Genomic DNA, 16,661 nt, shown 5'->3' with positions numbered 1-16,661 from the left:
AGTATTAATTTGTATTTCATAAATTTCGCTTTAAATACTAACTTATTAAGCGAATGAAATACCAAAATTTGAAAAGATATTTTGCGGCACTGGGTATAGTCGCTGCTGGCTTTTCTGCAAATGCACAAACAACCAAAAAATTTATCGACCCCGCCAACATGGATTTATCCGTTAAACCTGGCGACGATTATTACACCTATGCAAGTGGTACATGGGTAAAAAACAATCCTGTTCCTGCTAAAGAAACACGTTGGGGCTCTTTTAATGAGCTTCGCGACTTCAATATCAATGCGGTAAAATCATTGGTTGAAGATGCAGCTGCTGATAAATCTGCCCCGGTAGGCTCGGTAAAACGTAGAGTTGGTGATTTTTTTGCTGCAGCTATGGATACGGTAACCATCGAAAAACTGGGTTACACGCCAATTAAGGCTGATTTAGAAAAAATCAAACAGATCAAAGATATTCAGGGCGTTTTAGATCAGGTGGCTTACATGCGTGTAAATGGCTTAGGCGGCGCCATGTTTGGTGTTGGTGTTGGCCAGGACCGTAAAAATGTAAATAAATACATGGTAAACATCGGTCAGGGTGGAACTACCCTGCCCGATCGTGATTACTATTTAAAAGATGATACACGAAGTGTTAAAATCCGCGAGGCTTACAACACTTACATGACTACTTTATTTAGCTTAACCGGAAGTAGTGCTGAAGATGCCAAACAAAAGGCAGCAACGGTTTTTAAAATCGAAAAGCAATTTGCGGAAGCGCAAATGAGCCGTTTAGAAATGCGCGATCCTTATGCCACTTACAATAAACTTACTGTTACAGAGCTGAATGCAAAAACACCCGATATTAACTGGGCAACCTATTTGCCTAAATTCAAAATTAAAGGTCAGGATACTTTGTTGGTTTCGTCGCCTAAGTTTATGACCAGTTTAGACGGGATGTTGAAATCGGTTTCGGTAGCTGATTGGAAAACTTATCTGGAATGGAATATTTTAAAAGGTTCTGCATCCAGCCTAAGTTCTCCATTTGTTAAAGCAAGTTTCGCTTTTACACAGGCACAAACCGGGCAGAAAGTTCAAACACCTCGCTGGCAACGTATGTCATCTTTAACAGATGGTACTATCGGCGAATTATTAGGTCAGCTTTATGTGGCTAAATATTTCAAGCCAGAGGCAAAAGCCCGTATGGATGCTATGATTGTGAACCTGCGTAAAGCTTTCGAAATCAGAATTAACGGTTTAGAATGGATGAGCGCCGAAACCAAGAAAAAAGCACTGGAGAAATTGGCAGCATTTAGACCAAAAGTGGGTTACACTACAAAATGGGAAACCTATACAGGCTTAGAAATTAACAGAAACACTTATTTCCAGAATTTGCGTAATGCCGGGGTTTGGGGTTACAATGAGAATGTAAACAGATTGGGCAAACCTTTAGACCGCACCCGTTTCGGCATGACGCCGCCAACGGTTAATGCATCGTACAGCCCAACCATGAATGAAATTACTTTCCCTGCAGGGATTTTACAGTTCCCTTTCTTCGATCCAAATGCTGATGACGCCTTAAATTATGGTGGTATTGGTGCGGTAATCGGTCATGAAATGAGCCATGGTTTTGATGATAGCGGAAGTCAGTACGACGCTTCCGGTAACTTAAAAAACTGGTGGACAGCCGAGGACAAAGCTAAATTTGATGCCAAAACCAAAGCTCTAGGTGAGCAGTTTGATGCTTACACGGTATTGGATACTGTTCATGTAATCGGAAAATTGACTATGGGTGAAAACATCGGCGATTTAGGCGGATTAAATGCAGCTTACACCGCTTTCAAAATGACCAAACAAGGTCAAAGCAACGAAAAAATAGATGGTTTTACCCCAGATCAACGTTTCTTTTTAGCCTGGGCACAGGTTTGGAGAGGGAATATCTTACCAGAAAGCGCTGCGCAGTTAATTAAAACCGATCCACATTCACCGGGTCCGTACCGTACAATCGGCGCTCCGGTAAACATGGACGCCTGGTACACCGCTTTTGATGTTAAACCTGGTGATAAATTATATAAAAAACCAGAAGACAGAATTAGAATGTGGTAAGTTGAGGTGAAAGATCAGAAGGTGGAGGGGTTAAAGTTTTTTCCCCGATAACCGAATTTCAAACATTAATATCATCCCTATATTGCAAACGCTCCGGATTATTCGGGGCGTTTTGTTTTTACAGGTGAGGTGTAAATGTGGTGTCAGATGTTACCATCTGACACTGATATTCTCATTCATTATTTGTTATCCTGGGCTTCCCTATAAATCGGGACAAGTTGTCAAAGGACATCCTAATAATCCTTATTGAATCAAAAATTATCTCACTCCCTTCAACAATTCTTAATTATCATTCTATCTTTGGAAAACATAACATCCATTTCATGAAAAGCGTATTCAAGACCCTCTTTATCCTCAGTTTAACTTTATTTTCTTCAGCAGCCATCGCCCAAGACAATAAATTAATAAGCCTTGAGGCATTGGTAAATAAAACAGATCCGGCATGGCCATTGGTCAAAAAATGGATCGATTCTGCAAAAAATAAAGTAGAAGTTTTGCCTGTCGATTCTGCCAAAGCAAAAGAGGTATTGTATAATGCCCAAATGACAACTTATGCCACCCTTGGCTCCGTAATTTACAATACAGGTGGTATCCTAATAGATAATGGCTGGATCAGAATTTTAGGTTCGGGCAGTGAAAGATTAACGAGAAACATAGCCGAGTGGAACAAAGGAAAAACAATTAAAGAATATGGGGATAACATTCCTTACCTGTTAATTGCAGATGATGCCGTAGGTGGATTTTTTGCCATTAACTATGGTGGTTTGGGTAAAGACATTAAAAATGTCTACTATCTGGAGCCAAATACGCTAACCTGGCAGCCACTTGGTGCTGGTTATGGGGAGTTTCTTGTTTTTTGTTTCGATAGCGATCTTTCTAAATTTTACAAAGGTTTGCGCTGGAGCAGCTGGAACCAATATATTGCCAATCTAGACGGCAATAAAACCTATAGCTTTCGCCCTTATTTGTGGTCTGAAGGAACAGATATTGAAAAATGTACAAGAAAATTTGTTGGCATTGAAGACATGTACAGGTTCAACATCATGAAATCTAAAGAATTAAATGCTGATAAGGGTATAAAAAAAGATGATTCTAAAAAAGAAGAAGCCAGGAAAGAACAATAAATATTTGGTTCATTGCCCCTAAAAATCATGAATATGCCTGCAGATTTTTAAGCATATTTTGCCTGCGTTTTCTTTGGTAGTTTTGCCAAAACCATTGCTCTTGAGTCGGCTACTCTACTCTTGAGTTCTTTATCGTTTAAAACATCTAAATTTTCGATCTGAATCCATTGTCTTTTTGCCATGTGATAAGCCTGCGCAATGCCATCTCTGGCAGCAAGTTCATCAAATTCATCCGGATTACATTTAATAGAAAAGCTGTTCCCTTCATCAATAGCAATGATCACATAGATTTTTTCCTCAATCATAAAACACAGATGTTCCCATTTCATGCCTTCGGTTGTACCAGGCAAACTCAAACAATATTCTCTGAAAGATTCGATATCCATATTTAGGGTTTAGGGTAAGACCAAAGCTAGCAACAAAAGATTAAAGAAAAAAGTCCGGGGTCGGGAGTCCGAAGTCCGGGGATTAAACGGCCATATAAAACTGAGGTGCACTTAGCTGGCTTAGATGGTAAAAAAAGTCAGAGGTCGGGAGTCCGAAGTCGGGGGATTAAACGGCCATGCAAAACTGAGGTGCACTTAGGTGGCTAAGGTGGTAATGAAAGTCCGGGGTCGGGAGTCCGAAGTCCGAGGATTAAACGGCCATATAAAACTTAAGTGCACTTAGGTGGCTAAGGTGGTGATAAAAGTCCGAGAACGGGAGTCCGAAGTCAGGGGATTAAACGGCCATATAAAACTGAGGTGCAATTAGGTGGCTAAGGTGGTGATAATCGGGAAGTCTAAAAGCACATTTATCCTGAAATCCAAAAATCCTATTCATCCTATATCTATATTTGCACCACGATCTTGAAACTCGATCATCATTATTAATCCTAGCCCATGAATATCATTACCCCTACTGCCGATGGTTCAAATACACTTTACAACGAAACAATAGGCGAACATTACCACAGTAAACATGGCGCATTACAGGAAAGTAAACATGTATTTATCGATGCAGGATTAAAATTTGCTTCTGCCGGCCAGGCTGAAACCTCGATTTTGGAAGTTGGTTTTGGTACCGGATTAAACTTTATTTTAAGTTTCGAATATTGCGAAGCAAACAACATTAACCTTAATTATACCAGTATAGAAGCTTTTCCACTTACCAGTGATGTAATTGAGCAAACGGGTTATTCGGCTTATGTTCCGGAAAGGATATGGGCTGATTTTATTTCCAATTACCCTAATGCATTAAAGGCGCCTCAAAAGCTATCTTCACTATGCACACTGGAAATTCCACATACCACGCTTGCCGAATACCATACTGACCAAAAGTTTGATGTAATCTATTACGATGCATTCTCTGTTCAGCACCAAGCGGAAATGTGGACTGACGAAATCATCACCCATGCCTGCAGTTTCTTAAAACCAGGTGGAACCTTTGTAACCTATGCCATTACGGGGAAACTCAAAAGAGCGGTTAAGGCCTGCGGATTTACCATTGAAAAATTACCCGGAGCACCCGGAAAAAGGGAAATGTTAAGAGCAATTAAGGCAGAAGGTTAGAAGGTATAGGGTTTTTAAACAATTTGCAGTAAAACCTCAATAGTAGCAGCAGCCAAAGTACTTAAACCTGGGTGCAGCGGCAGCCTCCGTTTTTTCTACGGAGCTATAGCGGAAAACAGGACTAACGACAAAATGAAATAGTAGACTGCTTTTCAAAAAACTCCTGACACAATTCAGACCTCCTTACAAAACCTCAGGACTTATAATTTGTTAGCATTACATTAACATTCATATCATGGAAAAAAGAACTTTAGGAAAGACCGATTTAAATATTGCGCCCATTGTATTTGGAGGAAACGTTTTTGGCTGGACGATTGACGAAAAGAAGTCGTTTGAGATATTAGATCAATTTGTAGATAACGGATTTAATTTTATCGATACCGCCGATGTATACTCACGCTGGGTACCGGGAAACAAGGGTGGAGAATCGGAAACCATTATTGGCAACTGGCTCAAACAGCATGATAAGCGCCACGATGTAATTATCGCAACCAAGGTAGGTTCGGATATGGGCCAGGGCAAATCGCTCAAAAAAGATTATATCATCAACCAGGTTGAACATTCTTTATCGCGTCTTCAAACCGATTATATCGATCTTTACTTTTCGCATTTTGACGACGAAAGTACACCCGTAGAAGAAACATTAAGTGCTTACGAAACCTTAATCAGGGACGGAAAGGTACGCTGGATTGGCGCTTCGAATTTTTCTGCCGAACGGTTAAAAGAATCATTGATTTATTCAACAGCACATAACTTACCGCGTTACGAAGTTTACCAGCCAGGATATAACCTGTACGATAGAGCCGAATTTGAGCAAGAACATGAGAAGATCTGTGTAGATTATGGTTTGGGCGTAGTGACCTACTATTCTTTAGCGAGTGGATTTTTGACCGGAAAATACCGCAGCGAAGATGACCTGAATAAAAGCCAGCGTGGGGGTGGCGTTAAAAAATTCCTGAATGATCGCGGTTTCAGAATTTTAGATGCATTGGATCAGGTGGCCGATAAGCATCATGTAGAGCAGGCTTCAGTGGCTTTGGCCTGGCTAATTCATCATCCCTCTATTACAGCACCGATTGCGAGTGTTACTGATTTAAGTCAGCTGAAATCGTTCACAGAAGCTGCAAACTTAAAATTATCTCCTGAAGATATTTCTCTTTTAGACAAAGCGAGCAGCTATTAAAAAATAATCCCTTATATTTAAATGCCCGATTAATGAAACAATTAACCGGGCATTTTGTATTAAACAGGATTTAAAATATATGAAAGACAAATTATCTTTTCTGCCCAAGCTTGCACTGGTTCTTTTCTGTTTAATAAGCCTAACCTACATTGCCATTTTAGGGCAATCGTTACTGGCACCATTGCTTTTCTCCTTTCTGATGGCCATCTTATTGTTGCCTGTGGGCAACTTTCTGGAGCGAAAATTTAAATTTAAACGAGGCTTATCCACACTGGCTTCGGTTATCCTGATGATTGCCGTAATTGGTGGCATTATCTATTTTTTTGGGAACCAATTGAGCGATTTGTGGGCCGATTGGCCTTTATTAAAAGAAAAAGCCAACGTTTCGTATCATGAGTTACAAAAATGGATTTCTCATACTTTTGGTGTAAATTCGCAGAAACAACTCGATTATTTAAACGATAGTACCGAAAAAGCGCTGGCCACAAGTGCTGCAATTGTGGCTACAACTTTGGCTACCTTATCTTCTACCCTATTGTTTTTAGGCTTTACCTTATTGTTTACTTTCTTTATTTTAAACTATCGCAGGATATTATTTACTTTTTTGACATCTGTTTTTAGCGAAGAGCACAAGGCAAAGGTAACCGAAATCGTGAGCCAGATCCAGTATATCATTAAAAAATACATCATTGGCCTGTTCTTACAGATGTTGATTGTTACGGTATTAATGATTACCATACTGAGTTTATTGGGTGTTAAGTATGCGGTTTTATTGGGTTTGGTAGCCGGTATTTTCAATGTGGTGCCATATTTGGGGATATTCTTTGCTTTGCTGGTGAGCAGCCTGATCACGTTTGCGACAGCAGGTGCAGGCAAGGTGCTTTTGGTATTAATTGCTTTTGTTGGCGTTCATGCTATTGATGGAAATGTATTAATGCCACTTGTTGTGGGTTCAAAGGTTAAAATCAACGCGCTGTTCGCTTTTATTGGTATAGTTGTTGGCGAAATGATCTGGGGCATTTCGGGTATGTTTTTATGTATCCCTTATCTTGCCATGCTGAAAATCATCTTTGATCGGGTGGATACCCTGAAACCCTGGGGGATTTTAATGGGTGAAGAACATAAACCCGACAAAAAGAAACGTGTTTACCGCATCACAAAAAAGATTAAATTAGAAGAAAAAGATTAAAATGGCCGAAAACAGATCGCCACACATTTTAAGCACTTCTGCCAACCTGTTGGGCATCTGCTTTGTTGTGCTTACCTCATTAAAAAAACTCGCCCTTACTGATGGTTCTTTAATTGATGAATTTGCAGTTGCTGCAGTGATGTTTTTTATGACGAGCTGCATCTTATCTTTTATCTCGATGAGAAGAGTAAACACAGGAAGTCAAAGATTGGAAAAAGTGGCCGACTTTGTGTTTCTTTCCGGACTGGTGATCTTGTTTGTAGCCACCATCTTAATTGCTTTTAATTTGATAAAATAGATTAAAGATAGCGCATGAAACCCCTATTGGTATTAATCATCGTGTATGTGGCTTTATTAGCCTTTGGCGGTCATACTACATTTGATAAAGGAAATATTTTTGCAGGCAATATTGCCATGGGGGTAATGTTACTTTTTACGGCCATCGGGCATTTCAAGTTTAAAACGAGCATGGCTGCAATGATCCCTTTGTTTATCCCTAAAAAGGTAGAAATTGTTTTGCTAACAGGTGTCCTTGAAATCTTATTTGCGGTTGGTTTAGCAGTGGCGGCCACCAGATATTATACTGGTATAGCGCTTATTGTTTTCTACATTGCCATTTTACCCACCAATATTTACGCGGCCAAACATCGCATCAATTACGAAGATCTGTATAAACCAGGGCCGGGACCAAAATATTTATGGTTCAGAATACCTTTTCAGCTTTTCTTAATCGCCTGGGTTTGGTACTTTAGCATCCGATAATTTTAGCTTAATCATACAACATGCCCAATAACCCGATTCCAGCCAGCGCCAATAACCCTGCCGATGCTTTTACACGTTTACTCACTGTTTTAGATACCCTGCGTACACAATGTCCATGGGATAAAAAACAGACGATGGAAACCCTGCGCCACTTAACCATTGAGGAAACTTATGAGCTGAGTGATGCTATTCTGGAAGGTGATTTAAATGAAATTAAAAAGGAACTTGGCGATGTGATGATGCATTTGGTATTTTATTCGCGAATTGCCTCAGAAACCAACGATTTTAACATCACTGATGTTTTAAACGGGGTTTGTGATAAACTGGTAAACCGGCATCCACATATTTATGGTGATGTTGAAGTGCAGAATGAGGAAGATGTAAAACGCAACTGGGAGCAGATTAAACTGAAAGAAGGCAATAAATCGGTTTTAGCTGGTGTTCCATCATCGTTACCTGCTTTGGTTAAGGCGGCCCGCATTCAGGAAAAAGCCCGTGGGGTAGGATTCGATTGGGAGGATAAAAATCAGGTTTGGGAAAAGGTAGAAGAAGAATTGCAGGAATTTAAAGCGGAATTTAATGTTACCGACAATACGGCTATTGATATTGAAAAAGCCGAGTCCGAATTTGGCGATGTTTTGTTCTCTTTGATCAATTATGCACGTTTCATCAACATCAACCCCGAAAATGCCCTTGAAAAAACCAATAAAAAGTTCATCAAACGTTTTCAATATCTCGAAACCAAAGCTAATGAAAATGGAAAAGCACTTGCTGATATGACACTTTCAGAGATGGATATCTATTGGAACGAGGCAAAGAAATTATAGCTTTTCGTCATGCTGAATTTATTTCAGCAACTTTCTGGTTAAAAAGGCCTTGATCCCCATGTAAAATCGGGACAGGGTGACGACACCAAATTAAAGTTATTTATAAAAATCACCATCCACATAATACCACCTGCCATCTTCTAATTTGAAATTAGATTTTTCATGCAGCACTTCTGTTTGAAATTTCTTGTTCAGATAAAAAGCTTTAAACTCCACCACATCAAAATCCGCAAAAACAATTTCGAGCTTGAGCCATTTAGTGTTTTTTGCACTGCTTAAGTAAGCACTTTTGGAGTGACCTTTTCTTTTGCTGATGTGAGTGGTATAGTAAAGATAATCGGCATTGGCCACTACAAAAGCCGAATATCTGGAGCGCATTAAAGCCTCAGCAGTTGGCGCTGTTTTCACTTTTAGGTGGTAAGGCTGGCAACAGTTCTGAAAGGTGTTTCCGCTTCCGCAGGGACAGTTTATGACATCCATGATTAAAATTTACTGGGCAAAAATAGGATTTAATATTCCTGCTGCTAAAATTTCCGTAAAATTGCAGCGAAATCATGAGATACTTCTTCCATATTGCATATCAAGGCCAGTATTTTAGTGGGTGGCAAAAACAGCCCGGGGTGAAAAGCGTTCAGGAAGTTATTGAGCAAACGCTTTCTAAAATTCTAAAATCACCGGTTGCCATTAACGGTTGTGGACGCACAGATGCGCATGTACATGCCAGTCAGTTTTTCTTCCATGCCGATATCGAAAAAGAAATTGATTTCGACCTGCTCTATATCCTGAATAAAGCTTTGCCCTATAACATTGCGGTATTCGACATTATTAAAATGGAGGGGAAACCCCATGCACGGTTCGATGCTGTACAACGGAAATACGATTACTTTGTGCATACCTATAAAGACCCTTTTCTCAGTACACAAAGTTCATTTTATCAGTTAAACGATCTCGATTTTGATCAAATGAAAGCCGTTGTAGCATTATTGCCCAAATACAAAGATTACAGGGCTTTTTGTACACATCCGGATAAATACGAACATACCATCTGTAACGTAATGGAAGCTGATCTGTTTGTAAATGCAAAAGGCGACAGATTTAGGTTCCATATTGTCAGCAACCGCTTTCTGGGCAAAATGATCCGCATTATTATGGGTAAATTATTAATGGTGGGTAAAGGAGAATTGAGTTTTGATGAATTTGAAAGCGAGCTCATCACCCTAAAACCTGCCAAGCTTTCATTGCCGGCCCATCCAACAGGCTTATATCTTTCTAAGGTGACCTATCCTTATTTAAACCTCGAGCCGCGCACCGAATTTATCCATAGTGCACAAGGCACAGAATGGATTTCGGTTTAGCTGTAGCGTTTTGGTTTTGAGCTCCGTTTAAGGGGTATGAAAGTTCAAATCTGCATTCTTTTATTTGTCTTTGTATTATCGTTAGGCTGTAAAAAAGCAACAAACGTTGATGTTTTACTGGATGGCACTTATACAGGCGTTTTGGTAATTACCAATAGTGTAAAATCTGTACCTGAAACCCGTCCGATTTCGATTACATTAAAAGATGGCAGATTTAATATCAAACCCAATGCGAATGCGAATTTAAAACCCTCGGGAGGCAAGGGAACCTATACTTTCAAAAATGGAATTGGCTATTTTACCGACGAAGGTATTTGGACGGCAGATTTCGACTGGAATATGATTTTAAATGGCGAATACGATATCAGAAGCAGCGGTATAGATTTAACACTGAGAAGAAGAACCAACACAAAAACAGATTTTCCTCCGGCTACCTCTTATGCTACGCTGGAATATGAATACATTTTAAAGAGAACCAATTAATATTTAATTATAAGGACTTAGGTTTAGGTTTGCTTGGGCACCGGAAATTGATCTGTTCGGTGACCCAAGTTTTTTTACTTAAATCTAATGGCCTTCAATGGAGATACCTTGCTAATCAATAATGAAGGGATAATTAAAACCGTTAAACATACCACCACCGTAACCACATTGAGCAACAGCACATCGATAAAATGAAATTCGATCGGTGCATAAGCGAGAAAGTAAGAGGCCTGGTTCAGCTTGAATATATGTGTCGATTGCTGTAAGAAACCAAGTCCGAGGCCTAAAATATTACCCAGTAATAAACCAATACCAATCAGATACGCTGCATTGTATAAAAAAATCTTCATGATGCTCCAGTTGGTGGCCCCAAAAGATTTTAGCATCCCAATCATATTCGTTTTTTCTAAAATCATGATCAATAGTGCGGTAACCATATTGATTACGCCTACAATAAGCATCAGGATTAGCAGCACATTCGTATTTACATCAAGCAACCCTAACCAGGTAAAAATATTAGGGAAATTTTCTTCAATGGAATACGAACGCAGGTTACGTGGAAGTCCTTCGTAAATTTGCCCGGCAATAGGCTTAAGCCTGTTAAAATCTTTGATCCTGATCTCTATGCCACCAATTTCATCAGCTTTCCAGTTATTTAAACGTTTGATGATATTCAGGTTACCTAAAACAAAACCTTTATCAATATCCTCTACCCCGATGTCATAAATCCCTACAATTTTAAATTTACGCGGCCGCAACTGGTTCTGAACAAAATACATGATAAAATCATCACCCGTTTTGAGCTTTAACCTGTTGGCTGTATAATTCGAAATCAAAAGTTCCTGCATGGCAGCAGTGCTATCAGCAAAATCGATAATTGTTCCGCTAATAATGTGCTGTTTGATATAATCCCACTTGTAATTTTTATCTACCCCCTTGAAATTAATGCCTTCAATTTCATTATTGGCCGACAGGATGGCGGGTTTGGTTGCAAAGGGATAATAATATTCTATATCATTATTCGTCTTGAGCATTTTTTGGGTTTCCGCATCCAATACAAAAGGAGAATGCTCAAAGGAATTGTTCAGATCGTAACGGGTTATCTGAACATCGCCCAAATAGCCCCTTACCTTATCCTGAATCTCAGTTTTGAAACCTTTTATAATGGCTATAGAAAGAATCATAACAGCCAAACTCAGCATCACGCCTGCTATTGCGATACGGACGATCAGCTTTGAAAAAGTACGTTCAGATTTAATGGCTATCCGCCCGGCAATGAAATATTCGAAATTCAATTTAATCAATTTGTTAAGTAACAAAAATGCTCAATTCCTTTTTAAAAATGGCATTTTCGAAAATAAATAACCAACTTTAAAGATCAATCAATTAGTTATAACGGGCAAATACCTATAGCATAAATCAAAATATGCGGTAAATTGTTTTGTTATCATACCGGAAGATTAGAATTATTGAAAATGAAAAACTACATCAGCTTTGCTTTAACCAGTTTAATTGCATTATCAGCCTGCGGACAGCCAAAACCACTCGAACAAGAAGTGCTTGGCAAAAAAAGTCCTGAAAACAGAAAACTGATGATCAGGAGCATTAAATTGCCATCCACATTTAAAACCGGTGCCGAGCAAACCGAAAAATATCTCCCTATTTTAAAAGGGAAGCGTGTGGGCATGGTAGTTAACCCAACCTCAGTTATTGGCACACAAACCTCCGTTGATAGCCTGTTGAAACTTGGTGTTAAAATCCAGAAAATATTTGGTCCGGAGCATGGTTTTAGGGGAAACGCCAGTGCAGGAGTTACGGTTAATGATGATGTAGATACTAAAACAGGCATCAAAGCCATTTCGCTTTATGGCAAGCACAGTACGCCTACAACTGAGGATTTGGCCGATATCGATATTATGGTTTTTGATATCCAGGATGTTGGCGTGCGCTTTTACACCTATATTAATACCTTGCAGCATGTAATGGAAGCCTGTGCGGTAAATAATAAAACATTGTTGATTTTAGACCGCCCAAATCCAAACGGGTATTTAATCGACGGACCGATCTTAGACCCTAAATTTAAATCGGGTATTGGTGTACAGCCCATTCCTATTGCACACGGTTTAACGGTTGGCGAGTACGCGCAGATGTTAAATGGTGAAGGTTGGTTAAAGGATAAGGTGAAATGTAAAATCACGATTATCAAAAACGCCAATTACAACCACGATATGGAATATACTTTACCGGTTAAGCCATCCCCAAATTTAAATACGCAACAATCCATTTTACTATATCCATCTACCTGTTTATTCGAGGGCACTTATTTAAACCATGGCCGCGGAACCATGTTTCCTTTTACCGTGGTGGGTGCGCCCTATCTTAAAGGAAAATTCGATTTCAGTTTTACACCAAAGAGCATAAAAGGCATGTCGGAAACACCGTTATTTCAGGATCAGGTATGTTATGGACTGGATTTAAGAAATTATGATACATCAAAACTTGTAAAATCAAAACAGGTAAATATCAGCTGGTTAATCGAGCTTTATAATGCATCGCCCCAAAAAGAAGATTTCTTTAACAGCAAATTAAGTAAAGAAATGGGAACCATTGAAAGACTGGTGGGTGTGGCCGACTTTAGGCAACAGGTAATTGATGGAAAAAGCGAAGCAGAAATCAGGGCAAGCTGGGAACCCGGTTTAAGTGCTTATAAAACCATGCGGAAAAAATATTTGCTTTATGATTAATGAGAGAATGACTTAATGTGAGATTGATTAAATGAGTACATGATAGATTGAGTGAGTTAAACAAGTAATTTTTCAAACTTAACCAATATAGATTTGTTATTACTAACTGAAACGAAGATCAAGGGATTATCCCCGTCTAACATTCAATCATTCAAAATTTAATTATTATAATCATGAGCGGTCCAAAAGTTAAAAGCGATAAACCTGGAAGCAATTACCAGGAAGAGGTGCCAAAAGGCAGAGAACCTCTTGACCATAAAACGGTTAGAAACGACGACGAAAGCACGCCGAATAAAGCGCCTAAAACCAATAATCCGGCTAAACAAAGAGAACTTGATGAGCAGCCTGTACATCCCATCAAAAAGGCGCCAAAAGAATAATAAATGATTCCACTGATTTTAATCCAATCGGTGGAATCAGATTTTTAAGGCAAAACAGAATGTGGATCCCAGGCCTGGTTCACTTTCGACCCAGATTCTACCGCCTTCATTTTTTATAATTTCTGAAGAAATATAGAGTCCGAGACCTAAACCGGGATAGGTATGCTGTAAGTTGCCTCCAACGCGATAAAACTGATCAAAAACAAGGTGCTGCAGTTCCTTAGAAATCCCGATGCCGTAATCGCGTACGCTTAAAACCACCTCATTATGCTCTACGTAGGTATTCACATCAATCTGATTGGCATCTGTAGAATATTTAATGGCATTAGATAAAAAATTGGTAATCACTTGTCCAATGCGCTCCCGATCGAAATAAACCACACTGTTGCTGTTTAAATCGGCCTTTATATGGTGCTTGGAGGTAATATGCTGCATTTCATCTACTATTTCACCAACAGCAAGGTCAAAATCGAATTTTGTCGGGTTAAAAGTCATTTTACCAGACTGAATTTTCGTTACATCAAGCAAGTCGCCTATCAATCCTGTTAAACGGTTTAACTGGAGATCCATTTTACGCACCATACCAGCTTTTTTCTCGTCCCCTTCATTTCTGATCATTTTTTCCAGCACCTGCGCATAAGCTTTGATACTCGTAACGGGTGTTTTCAGTTCGTGACTTGCAATGCCCAAAAATTCGTCTTTTTGCTGCTGAAGCTGCACCTGTTTACTTACATCCATTGCAGCATGTAAAATGGCATAAACGTCACCATCAGCATTCCTTAAAGGTTTATAGGTAAAATTAAACCATACCTTTTCCAATTTACCGTTTACGGGTAATAAAGCTTCCTGCTGATCGGCATGATATGGAATACCTGTACGATAAACATCTTTTAAAATACCGATAAAGGGCTGTCCTTTTAACTCCGGAATGGCATCTTCCATCGGTTTTCCGATCACACTTTTATCTTTGCCCCAAAACCGCAACATTTCATCATTTGCCAGAGAAATTACGATATCCTCAGTTTCATAATAGCCCGTGGCCATTGGGGTGTCTAGCAATAAATTCCTGAAACGTTCCTCGCTTTTGGCCACTTCCATACGGGAATGCACCGACACGGTAATTTCATTCGCTACAACCATAATCCCCGTAACCGTATCGTGCTGATCGCGGATAGGATCGTAAACGAAATTGAAATAATAATCTTGCAGTACGCCATCTCTTTCCAATGTCGCCATGGTTTCATACCCAAAATGCGCCTCCCCTGTTTTATAAACCTGAGCTAATAATTCTGGAAAAGGCTGGTCTTTTATTTCAGGTAAACCGTCTATCAGTTTTAAGCCAATAACCTCATCTGTTTTTCCCCATATCTTTAATAAATCTTCGTTTGCCTGTTCTATAATAAAATCCGGTCCCCTCAAAATACCAATCGCCACGGGTGCATCCTGGATCATTTTTCGAAAAAGTTCCTCGCTTGCCTTAACTTTCAACCTGGCATTAACCAATTCGGTCACATCAGTAGCATTGTTCAGAATGCCCCAAACATTTCCATCCTCTCCTTTTAAAGGTTTATAGATAAAATCGAAATAGAAAGTCTGCAGTACGCCATCGTTAACGAGCATTACCTGATCCTCCTTTGCTTCGTAAGCAATGCCGCTCTCGCGAACTTTCTGAAGAATCGCTAAAAAAGGTTGGTCCTTCAATTCGGGCAAAGCATTGGCAAGTTCCTGCCCAACAACCGTACTATCTCGTCCCCAAGCCTTGAGGATCGCTTTATTGGCCACCTTGATGATCATTTTTTCTCCAACATATAAGGCAATTGGCATTGGAGATTCTTCAATCAAGGTATAAAAAACAGCAGCGTTATCGTCAAGATTAATATGCATATAGGGGGTTAAAAAAACAAATATAATGGTTTTTCTACTTACTACCCGATTTTAAAAACGACAATAATACTTTCTCATCATGTGCCAAACCCAATTTACCAGAAACTTTATTGTTGTTCATTTTCTTCATGTATTTGCCAAGCGCATCTTTTTCGTAGGCGCTAAGCAATAAGGGATATACGTAAGAACTCTTACAAACGGCTCTCGTATTGCCTAATTTTTTCGCTACACAATCCAAAACAGATACAATGGCCTTTTTCGAGTTTAAATTTAAGCTTTCATCCGTACTGCATTTCGAAAACTGACGTAGTGCCTCGAGCGTTCCGCCCCAGGTCCTAAAATCTTTTGCAGTAAAATCATCACCCGTAATTTCTTTTATATATGCATTTATTTTACCAGAATCGATGCTTTTATGTTCTTTGCCATTCGAGTAAAACTGAAACAGTTCCTGCCCGGGGATATCCCTGCATTTTTTTACCAGTTTAGCCAGCGACCGATCGTTTAGCTCAACTTTTTGCTGAACACCTTTTTTACCTATAAAATCCATGGTAATTTTGCTGCCCTCAATTTTGACATGTTTATCTCGAAGGGTAGTGAGTCCGAATGAACCATAAAGCTGTTTGTAGCTCTCATTACCTACACGAATCAATGTTTTTTGAAGCACGTCTACCGAGATGGCCAACACTTTACGCTCATCAAAATCCTTTCTGCGCAAGTCTTTCTCCAGATTTTTCCGGGCATTGGGTAGTGCTTTTCCAAACTCCAACAAACGGAAATATTTATCTTCCGACCGGCGGCTGGTCCATTTTGCATGGTATTTATACTGTTTCCTTCCTGCCGCATCTATACCCGTAACTTGTAAATACGCATTCGGTTTATTGGCTATCCAAACATTTTGCCATGCGGGAGGAATCACCAATGCTTTTATCCTGTCGAGGTGTTTTTCTTCGGTGATTTTATTCCCATCCTTATCTTCATAATGAAATTTACCCGGTTTGCCTTTACGGTAAATCCCAGGCATGGTATCAGTTACGTACACCAATCCACTTGCTTTTACAACTTCTTTACCTTGTACCATTTTTGCCTATAA

At 39.4% G+C, this 16,661-nt stretch carries 17 protein-coding genes; 12 read left to right on the top strand and 5 right to left on the bottom strand.

Annotated elements, in window-relative coordinates:
* Positions 1-53: 53 nt before the first annotated feature.
* Both AC04Q1_RS23125 and AC04Q1_RS23120 read left to right on the top strand, forming a co-directional pair.
* Positions 54-2,090, top strand: coding sequence for a M13 family metallopeptidase (locus AC04Q1_RS23125; RefSeq protein ID WP_478366912.1), 2,037 nt, complete (start codon positions 54-56; stop codon positions 2,088-2,090).
* A 323-nt stretch (positions 2,091-2,413) separates the two neighbouring features.
* On the top strand, positions 2,414-3,214 hold the full coding sequence (locus AC04Q1_RS23120; RefSeq protein ID WP_478366911.1) for a DUF2625 domain-containing protein: 801 nt from the start codon (positions 2,414-2,416) through the stop codon (positions 3,212-3,214).
* Between the two features lie 47 nt (positions 3,215-3,261).
* On the opposite strand, the gene AC04Q1_RS23115 is transcribed toward AC04Q1_RS23120, so the two are convergent.
* Positions 3,262-3,600, bottom strand: a complete 339-nt coding sequence (locus AC04Q1_RS23115) for an MmcQ/YjbR family DNA-binding protein (protein ID WP_478366910.1) — start codon at positions 3,598-3,600, stop codon at positions 3,262-3,264.
* Between the two features lie 495 nt (positions 3,601-4,095).
* On the opposite strand from AC04Q1_RS23115, the gene mnmC2 reads away from it, so the two are divergent.
* The 6 genes from mnmC2 to mazG all read left to right on the top strand — a co-directional run bounded on the left by mnmC2 (position 4,096) and on the right by mazG (position 8,725).
* Positions 4,096-4,764, top strand: coding sequence for a tRNA (5-methylaminomethyl-2-thiouridine)(34)-methyltransferase MnmC2 (gene mnmC2 / locus AC04Q1_RS23110; RefSeq protein WP_478366909.1), 669 nt, complete (start codon positions 4,096-4,098; stop codon positions 4,762-4,764).
* Between the two features lie 235 nt (positions 4,765-4,999).
* Entirely contained in the window at positions 5,000-5,947 is a 948-nt protein-coding gene (locus tag AC04Q1_RS23105) for an aldo/keto reductase (RefSeq protein ID WP_478366908.1), read from the top strand.
* Between the two features lie 79 nt (positions 5,948-6,026).
* Positions 6,027-7,136, top strand: a complete 1,110-nt coding sequence (locus AC04Q1_RS23100; protein WP_478366907.1) for an AI-2E family transporter — start codon at positions 6,027-6,029, stop codon at positions 7,134-7,136.
* A gap of 1 nt (position 7,137) precedes the next feature.
* Positions 7,138-7,434 (top strand): hypothetical protein, encoded by a 297-nt coding sequence (locus AC04Q1_RS23095; RefSeq protein ID WP_478366906.1) that lies wholly within the window; start codon positions 7,138-7,140, stop codon positions 7,432-7,434.
* 14 nt (positions 7,435-7,448) lie between these two features.
* Positions 7,449-7,898, top strand: a complete 450-nt coding sequence (locus AC04Q1_RS23090) for a DoxX family protein (RefSeq protein WP_478366905.1) — start codon at positions 7,449-7,451, stop codon at positions 7,896-7,898.
* Between the two features lie 20 nt (positions 7,899-7,918).
* On the top strand, positions 7,919-8,725 hold the full coding sequence (gene mazG, locus AC04Q1_RS23085; RefSeq protein WP_478366904.1) for a nucleoside triphosphate pyrophosphohydrolase: 807 nt from the start codon (positions 7,919-7,921) through the stop codon (positions 8,723-8,725).
* Positions 8,726-8,821: 96 nt separating this feature from the next.
* Here mazG and AC04Q1_RS23080 read toward each other — a convergent pair whose 3' ends face one another.
* Entirely contained in the window at positions 8,822-9,205 is a 384-nt protein-coding gene (locus AC04Q1_RS23080; protein ID WP_478366903.1) for a YchJ family protein, read from the bottom strand.
* Between the two features lie 74 nt (positions 9,206-9,279).
* Here AC04Q1_RS23080 and AC04Q1_RS23075 point away from each other — a divergent pair, with 74 nt between their 5' ends.
* Entirely contained in the window at positions 9,280-10,080 is an 801-nt protein-coding gene (locus AC04Q1_RS23075) for a tRNA pseudouridine synthase A (RefSeq protein ID WP_478366902.1), read from the top strand.
* 36 nt (positions 10,081-10,116) lie between these two features.
* Positions 10,117-10,563, top strand: a complete 447-nt coding sequence (locus tag AC04Q1_RS23070; RefSeq protein ID WP_478366901.1) for a hypothetical protein — start codon at positions 10,117-10,119, stop codon at positions 10,561-10,563.
* 74 nt (positions 10,564-10,637) lie between these two features.
* Here the strand turns inward: AC04Q1_RS23070 and AC04Q1_RS23065 are convergent, their stop codons facing one another.
* Positions 10,638-11,882 carry an ABC transporter permease gene (locus AC04Q1_RS23065; RefSeq protein ID WP_478366900.1) on the bottom strand — a complete coding sequence of 415 codons (1,245 nt, stop codon included), beginning with the start codon at positions 11,880-11,882 and terminating at the stop codon, positions 10,638-10,640.
* A gap of 273 nt (positions 11,883-12,155) precedes the next feature.
* Between AC04Q1_RS23065 and AC04Q1_RS23060 the strand changes: the two genes are divergently transcribed.
* Both AC04Q1_RS23060 and AC04Q1_RS23055 read left to right on the top strand, forming a co-directional pair.
* Complete coding sequence (locus AC04Q1_RS23060; protein ID WP_478366935.1) at positions 12,156-13,307, top strand: exo-beta-N-acetylmuramidase NamZ family protein; 1,152 nt, start codon at positions 12,156-12,158, stop codon at positions 13,305-13,307.
* Positions 13,308-13,480: 173 nt separating this feature from the next.
* Positions 13,481-13,687, top strand: coding sequence for a hypothetical protein (locus AC04Q1_RS23055; protein ID WP_478366899.1), 207 nt, complete (start codon positions 13,481-13,483; stop codon positions 13,685-13,687).
* 36 nt (positions 13,688-13,723) lie between these two features.
* Here AC04Q1_RS23055 and AC04Q1_RS23050 read toward each other — a convergent pair whose 3' ends face one another.
* Positions 13,724-15,571, bottom strand: coding sequence for a sensor histidine kinase (locus tag AC04Q1_RS23050; protein WP_478366898.1), 1,848 nt, complete (start codon positions 15,569-15,571; stop codon positions 13,724-13,726).
* Positions 15,572-15,605: 34 nt separating this feature from the next.
* A complete protein-coding gene (locus AC04Q1_RS23045; protein ID WP_478366897.1) occupies positions 15,606-16,649 on the bottom strand; it encodes a DNA topoisomerase IB in 1,044 nt (347 codons plus the stop codon).
* Positions 16,650-16,661 lie beyond the last annotated feature (12 nt).

The sequence above is a fragment of the Pedobacter humicola genome, from assembly GCF_056490705.1.
This window is presented reverse-complemented; position numbering and strand designations above follow the sequence as displayed.